Source organism: Runella sp. (assembly GCF_965279615.1).
Classification (GTDB): Bacteria; Bacteroidota; Bacteroidia; order Cytophagales; family Spirosomataceae; genus Runella.
In genome coordinates, this window is record NZ_OZ257252.1 from 789,829 (window position 1) to 806,109 (window position 16,281).

The window sequence follows — 16,281 nt, forward strand, 5'->3', positions numbered from 1 at the left end:
GGGTGGTGATTTGTTTTATGCACTATTTGCCAATAAAAGTCATTTATACCTGTCAAAAAACAGCACATTTTACCCTTCCTGCTCCTTATAATTCGAACGTTTCTTCCTGCTCGTCAAAAAATAAATAGTTCAGAAAATCACAATAGGGCTTAATGAGGCGACACCCCTTAATGATCTCTGACGCAAATTGAGGCGAAGTAACATCGGCATCAGAGTACTTATGCATAAAAAACAATTGCTTCCGTTTTAACAACGCTATATCCGGGTGATCTTCCGGATAACCTTTAGGCATTCGCTGAAGACTTTCTCCCCATATTTCGGGAAAATAATCTCTAAATTCGGGCGCTTCAATAATGCTTTTCAATTCCTGCGGATTAAAGTCTATTTCCTGACGAAACTTGGCCAGATGCTTGGGTGTAGGAGCCCACATTCCCGCGCCCAAAAATGACTCACCGGGTTGGATATGCAGGTAAAAATCAGTACGCCCCGAATGACGACCACCGGGCCCAATGGCGGCGCTAAACCATTGTTTATAAGGTGATTTATCCTTCGAAAAACGAATATCCCGATTGATTCTGAAAATGCAGTCTTTTACTTCAGTATTGGGCAATGTCTCAAACTCTCCCACTCCTTTCAATAAGGCTGCGACCAATTTTTCGAGGTCTTTTTTTGACGTATCATAGCGTTTACGGTTTTCGGCAAACCAATCCCGGTTATTGTTTTCGGCTAAATCTTTTAAAAAATCTAAGGTTGACTGCGACAGCATAGTATTTCGTATTTTGCCTTAAAAATAGCAATTTTGCACCGCTTCGGGGAAAGAACGTAGGAGTTAATGATTAAAAAACTCTCTTTTCCTGCAATGGCAACCTGTAAACTGAGAAACATGTCACGAATCTTAACCGGTATTCAAAGCAGCGGCAAACCGCACCTTGGCAATATTTTGGGCGCTATTTTGCCCGCCATTCAACTCTCCGAACAATCAGGCAATGAATCCTTTTTGTTCATTGCTGATTTGCATTCGTTAACCAGCCTGAAAGATGCGAACACGCTCAAAGACAATATTCGGGCGGTAGCAGCGGCTTGGTTGGCCTGCGGTTTGGATACCCAAAAAGTAGTGTTTTATCGGCAATCGCGGGTGGCGGCTTATCATACCGAACTTACCTGGTACCTTTCGTGCGTTACGCCTTATCCAATGTTGGCAAATGCCCATTCATTCAAAGACAAGTCTGATCGTCTGGCTGATGTTTATGCAGGTCTGTTTCTGTATCCGGTGTTGATGGCTTCGGACATCTTATTATACGATGCCAATTTTGTTCCCGTTGGCAAAGATCAGAAACAACACCTCGAAATGACCCGCGACATGGCCGAGCGTTTTAACCGTATCTACGGCGACACCTTTGTGATTCCCGAAGCCCGCATTGATGAACGCCTGATGGTAATACCGGGGATTGACGGCCAAAAAATGAGTAAGTCGTACGGAAACTACATTGATATTTTCTTACCCGAAAAAGAATTACAGAAAGTCATCAAGAAAACCATCTCAGATTCCACGCCGTTGGAAGCACCCAAAAACCCGGAGACTGACATTACCTTTAAGCTTTTTTCGCTCATCGCCGGCGAATCTGATATAGCAATGATGCGTGAGAATTACCTGAAAGGCGGCTACGGTTACGGCCACGCCAAGCAGGCGTTGTTTGAAGTAATGAAAAGTCGTTTTTCCAAGGAACGTGAGTTGTTCAACTATTATTACCACGAAAACCCGGCCGCTTTAGAACAAAAATTAGAGGAAGGCGAAGAAAAGGCACGTGTTATTGCCGCAAAAAAAATTGCCGCTGTTCGGGAGAAAATAGGCCTCTCATAATTTCATTTCAATGTTCTCTTCAGTAAGAAGTGAGCTTCTGTATGTTGCACCAAATTCAGGAAATAGACACCCGAATATTTTTAGCGCTCAATGGCATTCATGCACCTTGGGCCGATACGTTTATGTATTGGGTGACCCAACGCAATACCTGGATTCCGCTCTATGCCATACTGATCATTTGGCTCATTTGGAAATATCAACAACGAGCGGCGGGCATGATCGCAAGTCTTGTACTTACCATTGTTATCGCCGACCAAACGGCCTCTACGTTGCTCAAACCCCTTTTTGAGCGCCTTCGGCCTTGTTATGTCACGTACTTGCAGAACAAAATACACTTGGTAGTGGAAGGTTGCGGAGGCACGTACGGATTTGCCTCATCGCACGCCGCCAATAGCGTAGGGCTTGCCGCTGCCCTCTATTTATTGGTCGGCAAGCAGTATCCTTGGGTGGTATGGTTTTTTGTTCCGTGGGCATTCATCGTGTCGTACAGTCGTATTTATGTGGGTGTACATTACCCATTTGACGTACTTACGGGCGCCTGTATCGGTGTGGTTGCGGCCTTTGTCGCCGTTAAAAGTGTGGAAAAAATACTGGCGCTGAAAAAGAGTTCGCACTGAGATTACTCAAAAAACTTCCTATTCATGACTTTAGTCAAAGAAAATTCCGTACCTTTGCGGAAATTTTTTCAGGGCATGGCCTCATTTAATCCGATCAAAATATTTTCCGGCTCGCAGTCAAATTATCTGGCAGAAAAGATCGCCCGTCATTACGGGAGAGACTTGGGCGGCTATAGTTTACGTAAGTTCAGTGATGGAGAAATGTCTCCCAGCTTTGAAGAATCCATTCGGGGATGCGATGTTTATTTGGTACAATCGACGTTTAACTCTTCCGAAAATTTCATGGAGTTGTTGTTGATGATCGACGCCGCCAAACGCGCTTCCGCTCACCAGATCACAGCGGTCATTCCTTATTTTGGATACGCACGCCAAGACCGTAAGGACAAACCGAGAGTACCGATTGCCGCCAAATTAGTAGCCAATTTGCTCACAGCGGCAGGCGCCCAGCAAATCATGACGCTTGATCTGCACGCCGGCGCCATTCAGGGATTTTTCGATATTCCGGTAGTTCATTTGGAAGGTTCAAGTGTATTTGTACCCTACATTAAAAGTTTACACTTAGACAATCTGGTAGTAGCTTCTCCCGACGTGGGGGGTGCTGCCCGCGCTCGTAATTTTGCAAAATTCTTCAATGCCGACATTATCCTTTGCGATAAGTATCGTAAACGTGCCAACGAAGTGGCCTCAATGCAGGTAATCGGAGATGTGAAAGATGCTAACGTGGTCTTCATTGATGACTTGATTGACACAGGAGGCACGATCTGTAAAGCAGCCGAGTTGGTCATGAGCAAAGGAGCAAAGTCAGTACGTGCCATTTGTACCCACCCGGTGATGTCAGGACCGGCCCACGAGCGTATTCGCGCTTCTGTCTTGGAAGAGCTCATCATAACCGATACAATTCCATCGCGGGAAGAAAATGAAAAGATTAAGATATTGTCGGTGTCAGAATTGTTTGCCAAAGCCATCGGCCGTATCCGTGACCACGAATCTATTAGTTCATTATTTATAAATCCTGCCTAGCAGGGGTAGATGGGATCATTATTACCATCATTTTTTTTCAAACATTTTAAAATACAAGAATTATGAAAAGTACAGAGATTGTAGGGTTTAAAAGAGCGAATCTCGGCAAAAAAGAAGCACGCGAACTGCGCCTTGAAGCGATGGTTCCATGTGTATTATACGGTGGACCTGAGCAAGTACACTTCTCGGCACCTATGTACCTATTCCGTGAACTTCTTTTCACTCCGGACGTCTACAAAGTGACGTTAAACATCGAAGGTCAAATTTATTACGGCATTCTTCAGGATGTTCAGTATCACCCGGTAAGTGATATCATCCTGCACGCTGACTTTTTGGCTGTTGATGATGAGAAAGAAATTAAAATTGAAGTACCTGTTCGCTTCATTGGAACTGCCGTAGGCGTGACCAAAGGGGGGAAATTGGTACAAAAATTGCGTAAGATCAAAGTAATAGGGTTGGCAAAAAACATCCCTGATTACGTTGATGTTCCGGTAGCTGACCTTGATCTGGGTAAATCAGTGAAAGTAGGTCAATTGAAAGTTGAAGGATTTAAGATCGTAAACAATGCGTCTTTACCCATCGCGGGAGTTGAAATCCCACGGGCATTGCGCGGTACGTTAAAATAAGCGTTAAGCTTTCCCCATAAAAGGACTAATAGACAGGAAGCCCCGCAATTGCGGGGCTTCTCTTTTATAGACCAATATCGAATGTAACCGGAATTAAGCCGTTACGGGCAATTGAGCTTTCAATTTGTCTTCCAACACTACCTGTGGTACAGCACCAACTACGCGGTCTACTACCTCTCCATTTTTGAAAAACAATAACGTTGGAATGCTGCGAATACCAAATTTCATGGCTGTTTCGGGATTCATATCTACATCTACTTTCCCTACAACTGCTTGGCCTTCATACGCTTCCGCAATTTTTTCCACTACCGGTCCAACCATACGGCATGGGCCACACCATTCTGCCCAAAAATCTACCAACACCGGTTTATCTGAACCTGCGACCAAGTCGCTGAAGTTTGCGTCTGTAATTTCGACTGCCTTTCCCATTGTATTATTTATGACCGGGTCGCCGGTACGATTAGTGATTGATTATGTATAGTGTGGAAACCATTTTGTCCCCGGCAAAAGTTCCCAACTATCAAAATCAGCGATCATAGAAAATAGTTTAATGCGGTTCAGGATGTTCTATGTAAAGCGACGCTGCTTCCGCGCTGATCCGCGCACCGCGAGCCTGAACAGCTTTGGCGTAGGCATTGTAAATAAAACTCACAATATTTCCGTTATTGAAAGGGAAAACCAATGAATTGTTTTGATAATGAAGTGCGTTGACAAACAAAACGCAGGTAATGTTGTTGGGAAATTTAACCCATAATGTACGAAGTCCTCGCCCGACCGGATTGATCCAATCAAACCATAAGCCGTCATGGTAGACCATTGTCCCCAAACCGGAAGAAGCTTTATAGCAACCTAAGTTCTTCACTATCAGCGAGTCTGCCAAGGCTGTAGTCAGCACTTCATTTGTACCTGATGATAAGGCAGAGGCGTATATTTTACCCGCTTCGGTAGCCGTTAAGTACATTCCATAACCCCCAAATACTTGACTGAAATTTCCCGGATTCCATCCTTTTTGGGCGGTAGTGATAGGAACATTGTAGGTATACGTGGGATTATTGGCGGGAAAGGTTGTGACAACATTTTGTATTCCCGCTTTCTCAAAGATTTCCTGTTGTAGGAAAGCCAAATATCGTTGTTGTGTTTGGGCATCGTCGGTTGCATCCTTTCCCGTAAAAGTATACCCTAAAATACGTGGAATCAGCACCCTAAACAATCCGAAATTGGCATTTTGATAGCAATAAGTGCCCCGGGAAGTAACGCCCAATGCTATTATTTTTTTTAAACCATCATAGTTATTTTCACTATCAGACCCGTTCAGGCACGAACCGCTCAGGCCTTTGATCCCGCTTTTATGCGTTAACAGATCGCCAAACGTAATTTGACTGATACCTGCCCCAAGCTGCCAGGTCGGCGGCAAATAAGGCGCGATCAAGTCGGTTGTTTTTACTCCTTTTTGGTTCGCTGTTTTCAAAAAAGCCATCGCACTAAGCGTTTTGGTCATGCTGGCAATGTGCATCTTTGTATCAGGGGTAAAATCTTTTTGCCCCTCGGGATCGTTGGACCGCGATTGAAATCCACCGCTGCCTTTTGCCATTAATTGTGTGCCTTCATAAATGGCAAATGCATAACCTATGCCCCTATCTTTGAGCGTATCTTCCATCTTTTGAGCAAAGACTTCAGGTAAAGGTTGCGTTGAGGGGTCCGGTTCGGCTTCCCCGCAGCTGTAAATTCCTCCTGATGTAAGCACAAGCAAAAATGCGAACAATTGAATGGCTCGCCACTGCCTCGACTTTTTCGTTTTTTTCCTGAAATTTTCCATCGATTTTATCATAAAAACACTTTCGATCTCATCTGCGCTATCAACGCTGTAGTTGGCAATTTCGCATCCAACCATTGAATCTCCAATCCATCTCGCTCCATTTTTCTGAAAAACGTCATCTGGCGTTTGGCAAATTGATGAATAGCCACGTTAAGGCGTTCAACCATCGTACCATAATCCAGTAATCCAAGGAGATATTGGGTAATAAATTTATATTCTAATCCGTAATAAATCAATTGTTCGCCGGAAATACCTTTCGTTAACAGTCCCTGCACTTCTTCGATCATACCATTCTTCAACCGCTCGTGCAAACGGCGCGTAATGCGTTCGCGGCGCTCCTCCACGGAAAGCGAAAGACCAAACAAACGGTAATCGGCAATAAAGCTATCTTTATCTTGGCCTGTTTTAGGGAAAGGATTATCTTTTAAATAAAGGGCAATTTCGATGGCGCGGATGAGGCGTTTTCGTGTCGATGTATCTGCCAACGCGGTGTATTCAGAAGGTGTTTCTTTAAATTTTTCCAGCAACTTTTCGTCCGATAATTGTTGAAGTTTTTCGCGCAGGTTTTCATCAATGGGAATCGCCGTGAATTGATGTTCTTTCAAAACGGCTTCAATGTAAAGCCCCGTTCCACCACATACAATCGGGAGTCGTTCGCGCGCCTGAATATCAGCCATCGCTTCATAACAATCCTGCTGAAAACGATGCACATTGTACATCTCTCCTGCCGCCACATTGTCAATCAAATGATAGGGAATCTGTTGATCGTGAACCACATACTCACTTAGGTCTTTCCCCGTACCGATGTCCATGCCACTATAAACCTGTCGCGAATCAGCACTGATGATCTCGCCACCCAATTCATACGCCAAATGCGTGGCCAAGTGGGTTTTCCCACAGGCCGTGGGTCCGAGAATGACAACAAGTGGCTTCATTTAGGGTTCTTCAGGAGGTTAAGTAAATACTTTATATTGCCTGCGTTGTAAATTTTCAGAGTGCTTTCAGGCAAGTTTTTGGGGGAGGCGTATTTGCGTTCAAACGTAGCGGGATTCACCCAAAATTCCTGTGGAGGTGTAATGCCGATTCGTTCAAAGCCCAATCGCTCATAACTTTGTCCCGTCGACCAATCGCGGTCAGCATAGGTCATGATGTCGTCAGGTTGAACTTCTTTAATAAAGGCACTCAACAACTTATTGAGTCCCCCCACAACCGTCGCATCCAACACATTGGCAAAACGAATCAACTCAAACGAACGGTATGTTTTTTCTGCACGAAGGATATTTTTTCCGCCACTGAAAGACGCCACTGCAACGAGAAGTTCAGAAGCCGAAAGAGAGAGCTCAGGTTTGTGCTGCCATTTTTCCAATACTCTGAAATAACGCTGCGGCAAAAACAGGCCGTACTTGTATTTGGCCGTGGTAGAACCCTGCAAATGATTGATCGATAAGAACCAATCCAACGTCGGTTTATCAATGCGACGTACTTGTGTTAATCGGGCGGGAATGCGATACGTTTGGCCAAGCAGTGCCCTCAATCTGGATGTAACAACGTTTTTTTTTGTGCGCCACACATCCTCCCATAAATGAATCACTTTTATATCCTTTTCAGCGCATCTGTCTGAGATTGCCGCAAAGGTTTCAGGCATATGAACGATTGCATCAAAATGGACCGGAACGCATTGAATTACAAGGCGTTTCTCAGAAAGAAAGAAGTATGAAAAAGGCATATTAACTCCAAAAAACGTCGCAGAAACCTCCGGCAGGGCATGTAGCAAATTCGCTATTTCAAAAACAAACGAAGGGTACGGTTCCAAAGAGAAATTGGTTAATTTTTTAAGATTGTACGTTAGATAAAACGTTCCTTAACTTTTTATAATAAGTTGATACTTTTATCCCTAAACTTCCCTCTCAACAGGTCAAAATAAGGTAGGGGTTTATGACAAAAATAGCGATGGTTTCTGAAAAGTGGCTCGAAAATAAAACAATTATTATCATTGGCGGAACAACGGGATTGGGGCTATCCGCCGCGAAAGCGTTTGTGACACAGGGCGCGAACGTAGTGGTTGTGGGAAGAAATTCCGAAAGCTGCGAGGAAGCCGAAACGATATTGGGAAAAACAAGAGCGACGGCACTCCAAGGCGATGCCACCGACGCACTTACGGCCGAAAATGCCATTCAGCAGGCCGTCCTGAACTACGGAAGTTTTGATGGATTATACCACGTAGCGGGTGGAAGCGGCCGAAAATACGGCGATGGACCATTGCACGAACTTTCATTGGAAGGCTGGAACAAAACATTTGAACTTAATCTTACATCATTGATGCTTTCCAATCAGGCAGCCATTCGGCAGTTTTTAAAGCAAAAAACAAGCGGAACTATCCTAAATATGGGTTCCGTATTGGGGTACTCGCCCTCTCCTCAATACTTTGTAACGCATGCTTATGCCGCCACCAAATCGGCCATTATTGGCTTTACTAAATCCATTGCTGCCTATTACGCCCAAAACAATATTCGTGTCAATGTGCTTGCGCCTGCTTTGGTCGAAACGCCTATGAGTCAACGGGCGTCGCGCGATGAGGTCATTCTGAATTTTGTCAAAACCAAACAGCCGTTGGACGGCGGTCGAAATGGGCAACCTGCTGACTTAGACGGCGCTGCGGTCTATTTTATGTCTGACTATTCCAAATTTACCACGGGACAAATTTTATCGGTCGACGGCGGCTGGTCCATTTCTGAAGGGCAATATTAACTATGCATATCATTGGAATAGATCTTGGCGGTACCAACGTAAAAGGAATCGTCATTGACGAGACCGGAACCATTCTCAAACAACATTACGTAGCCACGCAGGATACGGGCGATACCACTTGGCGGGTCAATGTGCTGGAAATGGTGCTCTATCTGAAAAGTTGGTTGCAGGGACCGGTAGCGGCCATCGGAATGTCGGCGCCCGGGCTTCCTGATGAGCATAACAGCTGCATTGCCTTCCTGCCCAATCGGTTGAACGGGTTAGAAAATTTTATTTGGACACATTATTTGGGTGAAAAAAGTTTTGTTTTGAACGATGCTCATTCGGCACTGATGGCTGAAGCAGCTTTCGGCGTGGCGAAAGGCTATAAAAATGTTGTTTTGTTAACGCTGGGTACAGGAATTGGCGGCGGCTTACTCATCAACGGACAACTGTATCAGGGACTTAACCAAATGGCCGGACATTTGGGCCATTTTTCGCTCAATGCAACCGACGACGAAGTAAGCATCATAGGAATGCCGGGAAGTTTGGAGTACGCCATCGGTAATTATTCCGTGGCCAAACGGTCTAAAGGACGTTTTGAATCGACTTGGGAGTTGGTCGAAGCCTACCGAAAAGGTGACGCATGGGCAACGCTTGTTTGGTTAACCTCCCTGCAAAAATTAGCCGTGGCGCTCAGTTCTTTGATCAATGCCTTTTCGCCCGAGTTAATTGTCTTGGCGGGCGGAATCACCTTTGCCGACGGTGCACTTTTTGAACCTCTTAAACAATACATGGATCTCTACGAGTGGCGACCCGGCGGGAAACAAACCCCTATCGTACAGGCCCATTTCGGTGACATGGCCGGAGCCATTGGCGCGGCAGGTTTTGCATTATCAAAAATCAAAAATTTGTAGAGACTCAACCGTAGGAACGCAACTGTTACGTCTCTACAAAACTCATACATATGTCAGTAATTCAAGACTTTATCAATAAATCGCGCGGAATATTAGATACAATCGAAGCGCAACAGCCTCAAATTCAGCAGGCGGCCAAATGGTTTGCCGATTCTATTTTGGCGGGGCGCATGGTTCACGTTTTTGGCAGCGGCCACAGTCGGATCATGGTCGAGGAAATGTGGCCGCGCTATGGTTCGTTTGCAGGATTCAATCCCATTGTTGAGCTTTCACTTACCTTTCATAATCTTGTAGTCGGGGCCAACGGGCAGCGACAGGCCATGTTTTTGGAAAATGTACCGGGTTTTGCCGAACGTATTTTACGAAACTTTGACCTTTCGAAAATTGATACGGCGTTGGTTATTTCTTCATCAGGCACTAACATTGTTCCCGTTGAAATGGCCGAGATTTTTCAGCAACGCGGCATTAAAGTGGTCGCATTGGTCACGACTCAACATTCCGCTGCCAGCGTTTCCAAACGTGCTGACGGTAAAAAACTCACCGATTTTGCTGATCTGATTCTGGACACGGGCGCACCCGTGGGCGATGCTATGGTGTATGTACCCAACCTCGACACGCCTGTTGCTCCCGGCAGCACTGTCGGTGGCGCAACGCTTATCAACTGTTTGAAAGCAGAAACGGCTCGCCTCCTGACCGAAGCAGGGCAACCTCCAAAAGTGTTAAGCGCGGCTGTTGTGGTAGGCGCACAACGAGCCGTTGAGCTATTTGAAGGGGCCTATGATGAGCACGCGCATCGCATCGCAAAAATGTACGCGAACGTGGGAATCCCAAGTTATGTGTCTAAAAATCAATCAGAATAAATATAGCCTTGGAAAGTTTCAAAAACTTTCCAAGGCCAGCTCACTTTAACATTAACAGCATGAAAAAGCTTTTTTTGTGGCTCCCTGTTCTATTGATTTCAGGAGCACTTTTTGCCCAAACTAAAACGACCATCAACCCAAAGGAACTTCCGCCCGTTTCTAATTATTCGCAGGTTGTGATCATCAACGAAGGAAAAACAGCCTTCATTTCGGGTCAGGTTTCTGTCAATTCGAAGGGCGAAATTATCGGAAAAGGAGACTTGAAAGCACAGGCAAAGCAGGTCTTCGAAAACCTGAAAACGGTTCTGGCCGCAAGCGGTGCCAATTTCAGCAATTTGGTAAAATTAACCTTTTACGTTCGGTCAAAACAGGAAAACGCGTTGCGCATCATTCGGGAAGTTCGCGATGAATATATTCCCGCCCAACAACCTCCTGCCAGTACATTACTGTTTGTAGAAGGTTTATACAGCCCCGATATTCTCATTGAAATTGAAGCCGTAGCCGCTTTAAAATAACCATCATGACGATCCGTAAAGCCACTACCGAAGACCAAGACGCCGTTTGGGCTATTATCGAACCTGTTATTCGAGCGGGTGATACCTACATGTATGCGCCCGACTCTTCGAAAGAAAAGATGCTGAATCTCTGGTTTGATTCTGAAAAATATACCTACGTCGCCGAAAAAGAACGGCAAGTGGTCGGCACTTTTTTTCTGAAAGCCAATCAACCTGATCTGGGCTCTCATGTGGTCAATGCCGGCTATATGGTTCATCCTGAGTGTCGAGGACAGGGGATTGCGGAACAATTATGTAGGTTTTCGTTGGAAGAAGCCCGCAGATTAGGCTTCAAAGCCATGCAGTTCAATTGCGTCATTTCTACCAATACCGTCGCAGTTCGTCTTTGGCAGAAATGTGGTTTTGAAATTATCGGCACAGTGCCCAAAGCCTTTCAGCACAATGAATTAGGATTGACCGACGCTTATGTAATGTACCAATGGCTGGATTAAAAGCATTAAGTAGAAGAGCAAAAGTTTTAAAGTTCTATACACTTCTGGACGGTATTCCGGTCGGGTTGTGAGCAACCCGACACACGCTTGGTGCGGAGGGTTGCTCACAACCCGACCGGAATACCGTCCAACCATTAATTGGAGAACGACTTACTATTTCAAGTTCCCTAAAACTCATGCTCAAGCACATAAGAAACTTTTACATTTTTCGGTTTTAAACCGCATTGATTTTACAGCACCCTAAAAAACGCCCAAGAATATGCAACCTCTTCCCATAAAAACAACCGTTGTCGGTTCCATGCCTTTTCCCGGATGGCTTGAATTTGCGAGCATGAACCTCAACCAATTTGGCCCCGCCGACATTGCAGAAATGATCGACGACGCCGTCATTGCCGCCGTTCACGACCAAGTAGCCGCAGGACTCGACGTCATTACCGATGGCGAACAAACGCGTTTAGATTTCAACCTGTCGTTTTACGGTTTTATCAAAGGAATTGTCAACGACGGTACCGAAACCCGCAAATACGGCCCACCGGCCCATGACCAACGCGGCAAAAACAGTATTATTGAGCCATTAACGGCACCCAAAGGCTTAGGCGTAGTGGAAGAATACAAACGACTCAAACGTCTTGCACCTGAAGGACAGCGAATTAAAATGTCAATTCCCGGACCGTATACGCTTTCGGGGCGGCTCAACCCGGGCGGTTTGTACAAAGACCGATGGGAAGTTACGGAGGCCATTTTGCCGTTGGTAAGAAAAGAAATCGAAGACCTTGTTGCCCTTGGTGTACCCGAAATCTGCGTGGACGAGCCTTCGATGAGTTGCTATGCCTATCGCGAAGATACTAAGCGTTTTGTGGATATTTTCAACCGTACCGTTGCGCCGGGCGTGGGCAAAACGCGTCTTTCCATGCACCTCTGCTTTGGCAATTATAAGGGACGTTCAGTAGGTAAGAAAACCATTGCGCCCATGTTGCCTGACTTTTTGGACATGACTGTGGATGAACTTCATTCCGAAATGACAGTGCTAAACTTTACCGATGTGCATCTATTGGAACGATTCGCCGAGAAAGTTGACGTTGCCGTGGGTGTGATCGACGTAAAAAGTTATTACATCGAAACCGCCGAAGATGTAGCCGAGCGTATTCGCAAGGTGTTGCCTTACGTTCCTGCCGAAAAGTTGGCCGTTGCGCCCGACTGCGGCATGAGTCAAACTGCCCGCTGGGCTACCAAACAAAAGTTGAAAGCCATGTGCGATGGTGCCAAGCTGGTGAGAGCAAGTTTATAATTGAGTTACTTTTCATCTTGAAAATCAAGGCGTTTTCGGGATGAAAAGTCTCTTTACAGATTTTTCCAGAAGGCTTTTTCCAACTTTTTGTCACCGGTATACGATGCACTTGCCGCGTTTTCTTTGACAGGCAACGAACTACCGATCAGTTGATATAGCTTCGTTTTTAATGTTTGCTTTTCCGCGTCTGAAAGTTCTTTATCGTTCACTAATTTCTGTAACGAACTCAAAACCGACCAGTTAGATAATTTACTGTTCATCACTTTGGGAGTTAGAAAACTGCCCAGTTCAATAATTTTTTGTTTTTGTGATCCGCTCAATTTTTGCTTTTCTGTCCGGGTTTCAATCACTCCCATTACTTCAGAAACCAACCGTTCAAGCTGTTGTTGCGAATAGATTTTTTCGCTTCGATACGCTTCGTTATAGTTCTTCAATTCACCCGTCAACCGCTTCTCTCTTTCTTTAATGGGGGGTGGATCAAAACTCGTTTTTTTGACGAACGTGCGTGCTCTTTGCTGCGCTGATTTTAAGTATTCTAAGGCTTTGTGTTCAAACGGAATTGCTTTTTCGGGTTCGTATAAACGCAGGTGCAACTCCGATTGCCACATTTGTTCCAACGCCATTTTCAACAGCGTTTTCGTCGATTGTTCATAAAAAGTATTGGCCTCGCCGTCGTCGTGCGAGTGGACATATTCCTCCAAAATAGAGGCTACCGGGTCTTTGTCGTCGGCTACTTTTTTGTCTCCGCCATGATTATGCCCTTCATGTGAACCTCCACCCGACTCCCCGCCGGGCTCACCGGTATCATGCGCATGAACAAAGCCGTGCAGTAGGGCAAAGCCTACGACAGCATCTCCCTGATTGTCTTTGGGCAATGCATTTCCGCCACCAATGGAATTTTCAAATTCTTCACCTAAATACTGGCCGTAACGCAAACGAAGTGCTTTTTGGTCAAACCCAATTTCGTTGGAAGTGCTGTTGAACTCTTTCGTTGCTATCTTTTTCTTTTTAGCGATCAATTTCTCGGTATCAATAATGATCTGCCGCTGACTTCTAAAGTACTCAGGCAAGATATTCATCGCCATGGTTGCCAATTCAGATTCTTCCACGTTGGCCGTGTCTTTATAAACTACGAAATAAGTATCTGATTTAGAATAATTTGATTCAGGGCGTTTATTGTCAATGGCGGCCCAGTAATAATACAACTCATCGCCCGGCGTAAAATTCAGGGCTTTCAAATCTATGTTTTTTACGATCTTGGTTTCTTTAAAATTGGCTTGGGTAATGGGTAATTTCACTTCCCGGAATTTCACATTTTCACCCGCGCCACGGGCCACAGTAGCAATAATAAACGCTTGATTGACCAAAAAATCATCCGACATTTTGGCCGAGATTTGCAACGTTTTTGGGTCTTTCAGGAAATGGTATTGATATAGCTCTTTGGAGGTCGGCTCAATTTTGGGTGCCAAATCAGGGATTGCTTCCAGTCTGTAATAATCTGATTGATAGACCAATGAATCTTTCCAATAAGCCTTGATGCCATACAACCCGGAATTGTACAATTGGTCGCTGTATTCAAATTGACTGCCTGCTTTTTTGAAGGGCAATTCTTCTCCACGATTGTTGCTTAATTTCACCACTAATTGATCTGAATGGCTGAAAGACACCTGCCATTTAAGACTTGCTCCGCTGATCGAAGACGCATTCAGGTCGGCGGTTTCTTTGATGGGCAATTTTGTATACGGCGGCGGGGTAATGGTTAGTTTCGCCGAAGCAAAAGAAGGCACAGCGGCTTGATTTACTATCGTTCGACCATTCACTGTTTCACTCTTTGCCTGCTCATCTTTTGCTTTTTTGAGCAACGGTATTCCAAAACGTAAACCCAAACAAGCCAGAAATAAAGCTAAATACATCCATAATTGGGAAGGTAAAACACGTGGCGTTTTGCTATCCTGAATTTTCTCCACCAATCGTTCTAACTGTAACTGTTCGGCAATGTTTGGACGTTCCAGTTCAAGCAATTGAAGGCTATATTCGGTGTCATGAAGGTTTTGGTGAATGAGTTGAATGGCTTCGGTGCGCTTATTTTGAAAAAGTTTTGTCCAATACGCACCGGCCATAAAAGCACCCAAGGCCGCAAGCATCGGAATGATGGCAGTGGGTGCGATCAACGAAATCACTAAAAAAGCGGAGCCGGCCACTAAGCCGCTCGTCAGCAATGCGCCGGCGTACAGTTGGTAACTAACCCAAGCGATGATTTTATGAAGTTGATTCATGCGTTTTTTCGGATGGCTAACAGGCGTTCAATACCCAGCATAATGATAAAAAACAAAAACAGCAATTTCGAAGACCAGGCTTCTTCCGACGCATTTACGCTTCCCTGACTACCCGTTTGCGCTGCTTTAAACAACGCATGAAGCTGTTGATTACTTAACGGTATTTGCGACGGATTTAGTTGAAACCGGTTTACTAACACCTCTCCCAACCATTCGGGAAGTTGACCGTTGGAGACTGTTTCGGAAGAAAAGCTTAGTGCTTTCCCCTCTGCTTTCCATAGAAGAGGGATTTTATTTTCGTCTGAAAACAGAAATAACGTTTTTGCAGAAAAGGCTTTATTGTCGGCTGCTATTGCTTTATCTGTAAATACCCAATCGTATTGTTTTTGCGCATTCTGCTTTTCGTCAATTGAAAATTCGATACTATACACATCATTCATTGCTTTCAACGCAGCCTGAATGGTTTGTTTTTCGGCTTTTTCTTCGATAGCTATCAAAACATTTATACTCCCTTTATGCACAGGTTGGCTCTCAAATTTTTCATTAACCGGCAATGTGCGCGCAACTGTTAATCGATTGGCAGCGTTTACAAAAAGCTTCTGTTGATCCGAAAATTCTACGTAGGGCTTAGGTTCTTTCTGAATTGTGTCAATGACAGAATGTAAGGTAAATTTACTCGGCACAAAAATGTTTGTCACTTGACTTAATACCTGATTATTAACAACATAGAATTCAAATTGCAGTTTACCGGTTTGGTGATTCAATGCATATACTTTATTAATACACGTTTGCAATTCCAACGCCTGAAATTTCCCTCCGGTCGGTATCGCTGAAATACGCTCTAATGGCTTTGTCCCTGCTCCTATCGCGTACATTTTTTCACCTTTTTTCAAGGCTTCTTCCAGTTCAAACTTATAATTTTCAACCACTAATGCATTGGGTTGTACCAAATGGATTTTTTGACAATCGGTAGTATTCGTTGCCCAATGAACCAGTGGTTTGGCCAATAAAAAAGCAACGAGCAGCACAAGCAAACACCTGGTTATCAACAACAATACATTATCCAGACGAATTCCTTTGGAGGGCTGCAGGTCTTTTTCCGTCAACCATTGTGTAGCCGCCCAGTTCAGCAATTGCCCTTTTTTTTGGTGCCAAAAATGAAGGACGATAGGTATTGCCACCGCCAAAGCGCCCCAAAGCATCAAAGGGTTTAAAAACTGCATTTTTTATATTTTAGGGTTAACTTTACCTTTTCGTGTTTCTTAAG

General features: G+C 44.7%; 17 protein-coding genes. 10 read left to right on the forward strand and 7 right to left on the reverse strand.

The window, feature by feature from the left end:
* Window positions 1–85: 85 nt before the first annotated feature.
* Window positions 86–766, reverse strand: a complete 681-nt coding sequence (locus tag ACQY73_RS03485) for a DUF2461 domain-containing protein (protein ID WP_428661507.1) — start codon at window positions 764–766, stop codon at window positions 86–88.
* A 117-nt stretch (window positions 767–883) separates the two neighbouring features.
* Here ACQY73_RS03485 and trpS point away from each other — a divergent pair, with 117 nt between their 5' ends.
* The 4 genes from trpS (at window position 884) to ACQY73_RS03505 (ending at window position 4,124) form a co-directional block, all read left to right on the forward strand.
* Window positions 884–1,861, forward strand: coding sequence for a tryptophan--tRNA ligase (trpS, locus tag ACQY73_RS03490; protein ID WP_428661510.1), 978 nt, complete (start codon window positions 884–886; stop codon window positions 1,859–1,861).
* Between the two features lie 41 nt (window positions 1,862–1,902).
* Window positions 1,903–2,478, forward strand: coding sequence for a phosphatase PAP2 family protein (locus tag ACQY73_RS03495; RefSeq protein ID WP_428661513.1), 576 nt, complete (start codon window positions 1,903–1,905; stop codon window positions 2,476–2,478).
* Window positions 2,479–2,553: 75 nt separating this feature from the next.
* Window positions 2,554–3,498 (forward strand): ribose-phosphate pyrophosphokinase, encoded by a 945-nt coding sequence (locus ACQY73_RS03500; RefSeq protein WP_428668410.1) that lies wholly within the window; start codon window positions 2,554–2,556, stop codon window positions 3,496–3,498.
* Window positions 3,499–3,560: 62 nt separating this feature from the next.
* On the forward strand, window positions 3,561–4,124 hold the full coding sequence (locus ACQY73_RS03505) for a 50S ribosomal protein L25/general stress protein Ctc (protein WP_428661516.1): 564 nt from the start codon (window positions 3,561–3,563) through the stop codon (window positions 4,122–4,124).
* Between the two features lie 93 nt (window positions 4,125–4,217).
* Here ACQY73_RS03505 and trxA read toward each other — a convergent pair whose 3' ends face one another.
* The 4 genes from trxA to ACQY73_RS03525 all read right to left on the reverse strand — a co-directional run bounded on the left by trxA (window position 4,218) and on the right by ACQY73_RS03525 (window position 7,753).
* On the reverse strand, window positions 4,218–4,553 hold the full coding sequence (trxA, locus tag ACQY73_RS03510) for a thioredoxin (RefSeq protein WP_428661519.1): 336 nt from the start codon (window positions 4,551–4,553) through the stop codon (window positions 4,218–4,220).
* A gap of 118 nt (window positions 4,554–4,671) precedes the next feature.
* The gene (locus ACQY73_RS03515; protein WP_428661522.1) at window positions 4,672–6,015 is read right to left on the reverse strand and encodes a serine hydrolase domain-containing protein; all 1,344 of its coding nucleotides are present in this window, start codon (window positions 6,013–6,015) and stop codon (window positions 4,672–4,674) included.
* Window positions 5,949–6,875 carry a tRNA (adenosine(37)-N6)-dimethylallyltransferase MiaA gene (miaA, locus tag ACQY73_RS03520; RefSeq protein ID WP_428661525.1) on the reverse strand — a complete coding sequence of 309 codons (927 nt, stop codon included), beginning with the start codon at window positions 6,873–6,875 and terminating at the stop codon, window positions 5,949–5,951. Before miaA ends, ACQY73_RS03515 begins: the two co-directional genes overlap by 67 nt.
* On the reverse strand, window positions 6,872–7,753 hold the full coding sequence (locus ACQY73_RS03525; protein WP_428661528.1) for a hypothetical protein: 882 nt from the start codon (window positions 7,751–7,753) through the stop codon (window positions 6,872–6,874). Before ACQY73_RS03525 ends, miaA begins: the two co-directional genes overlap by 4 nt.
* A 122-nt stretch (window positions 7,754–7,875) precedes the next feature.
* On the opposite strand from ACQY73_RS03525, the gene ACQY73_RS03530 reads away from it, so the two are divergent.
* From ACQY73_RS03530 to ACQY73_RS03555, 6 genes are all read left to right on the forward strand, one after another.
* Complete coding sequence (locus tag ACQY73_RS03530) at window positions 7,876–8,688, forward strand: SDR family NAD(P)-dependent oxidoreductase (protein WP_428661531.1); 813 nt, start codon at window positions 7,876–7,878, stop codon at window positions 8,686–8,688.
* 2 nt (window positions 8,689–8,690) lie between these two features.
* On the forward strand, window positions 8,691–9,584 hold the full coding sequence (locus ACQY73_RS03535) for an ROK family protein (protein ID WP_428661533.1): 894 nt from the start codon (window positions 8,691–8,693) through the stop codon (window positions 9,582–9,584).
* Window positions 9,585–9,634: 50 nt separating this feature from the next.
* Window positions 9,635–10,444: a sugar isomerase domain-containing protein gene (locus tag ACQY73_RS03540; protein WP_428661536.1), complete on the forward strand. Its 810-nt coding sequence runs from the start codon at window positions 9,635–9,637 to the stop codon at window positions 10,442–10,444.
* Between the two features lie 59 nt (window positions 10,445–10,503).
* Entirely contained in the window at window positions 10,504–10,959 is a 456-nt protein-coding gene (locus ACQY73_RS03545) for a RidA family protein (protein ID WP_428661539.1), read from the forward strand.
* Between the two features lie 5 nt (window positions 10,960–10,964).
* Window positions 10,965–11,450, forward strand: coding sequence for an N-acetyltransferase family protein (locus ACQY73_RS03550; protein WP_428661542.1), 486 nt, complete (start codon window positions 10,965–10,967; stop codon window positions 11,448–11,450).
* Window positions 11,451–11,709: 259 nt separating this feature from the next.
* Window positions 11,710–12,738: a methionine synthase gene (locus tag ACQY73_RS03555; protein WP_428661545.1), complete on the forward strand. Its 1,029-nt coding sequence runs from the start codon at window positions 11,710–11,712 to the stop codon at window positions 12,736–12,738.
* Between the two features lie 53 nt (window positions 12,739–12,791).
* Here ACQY73_RS03555 and ACQY73_RS03560 read toward each other — a convergent pair whose 3' ends face one another.
* Together ACQY73_RS03560 and ACQY73_RS03565 are read right to left on the reverse strand one after the other, a co-directional pair.
* On the reverse strand, window positions 12,792–15,014 hold the full coding sequence (locus ACQY73_RS03560) for a hypothetical protein (RefSeq protein WP_428661548.1): 2,223 nt from the start codon (window positions 15,012–15,014) through the stop codon (window positions 12,792–12,794).
* Window positions 15,011–16,237, reverse strand: coding sequence for a BatA domain-containing protein (locus ACQY73_RS03565; RefSeq protein ID WP_428661551.1), 1,227 nt, complete (start codon window positions 16,235–16,237; stop codon window positions 15,011–15,013). Before ACQY73_RS03565 ends, ACQY73_RS03560 begins: the two co-directional genes overlap by 4 nt.
* Between the last annotated feature and the right edge of the window lie 44 nt (window positions 16,238–16,281).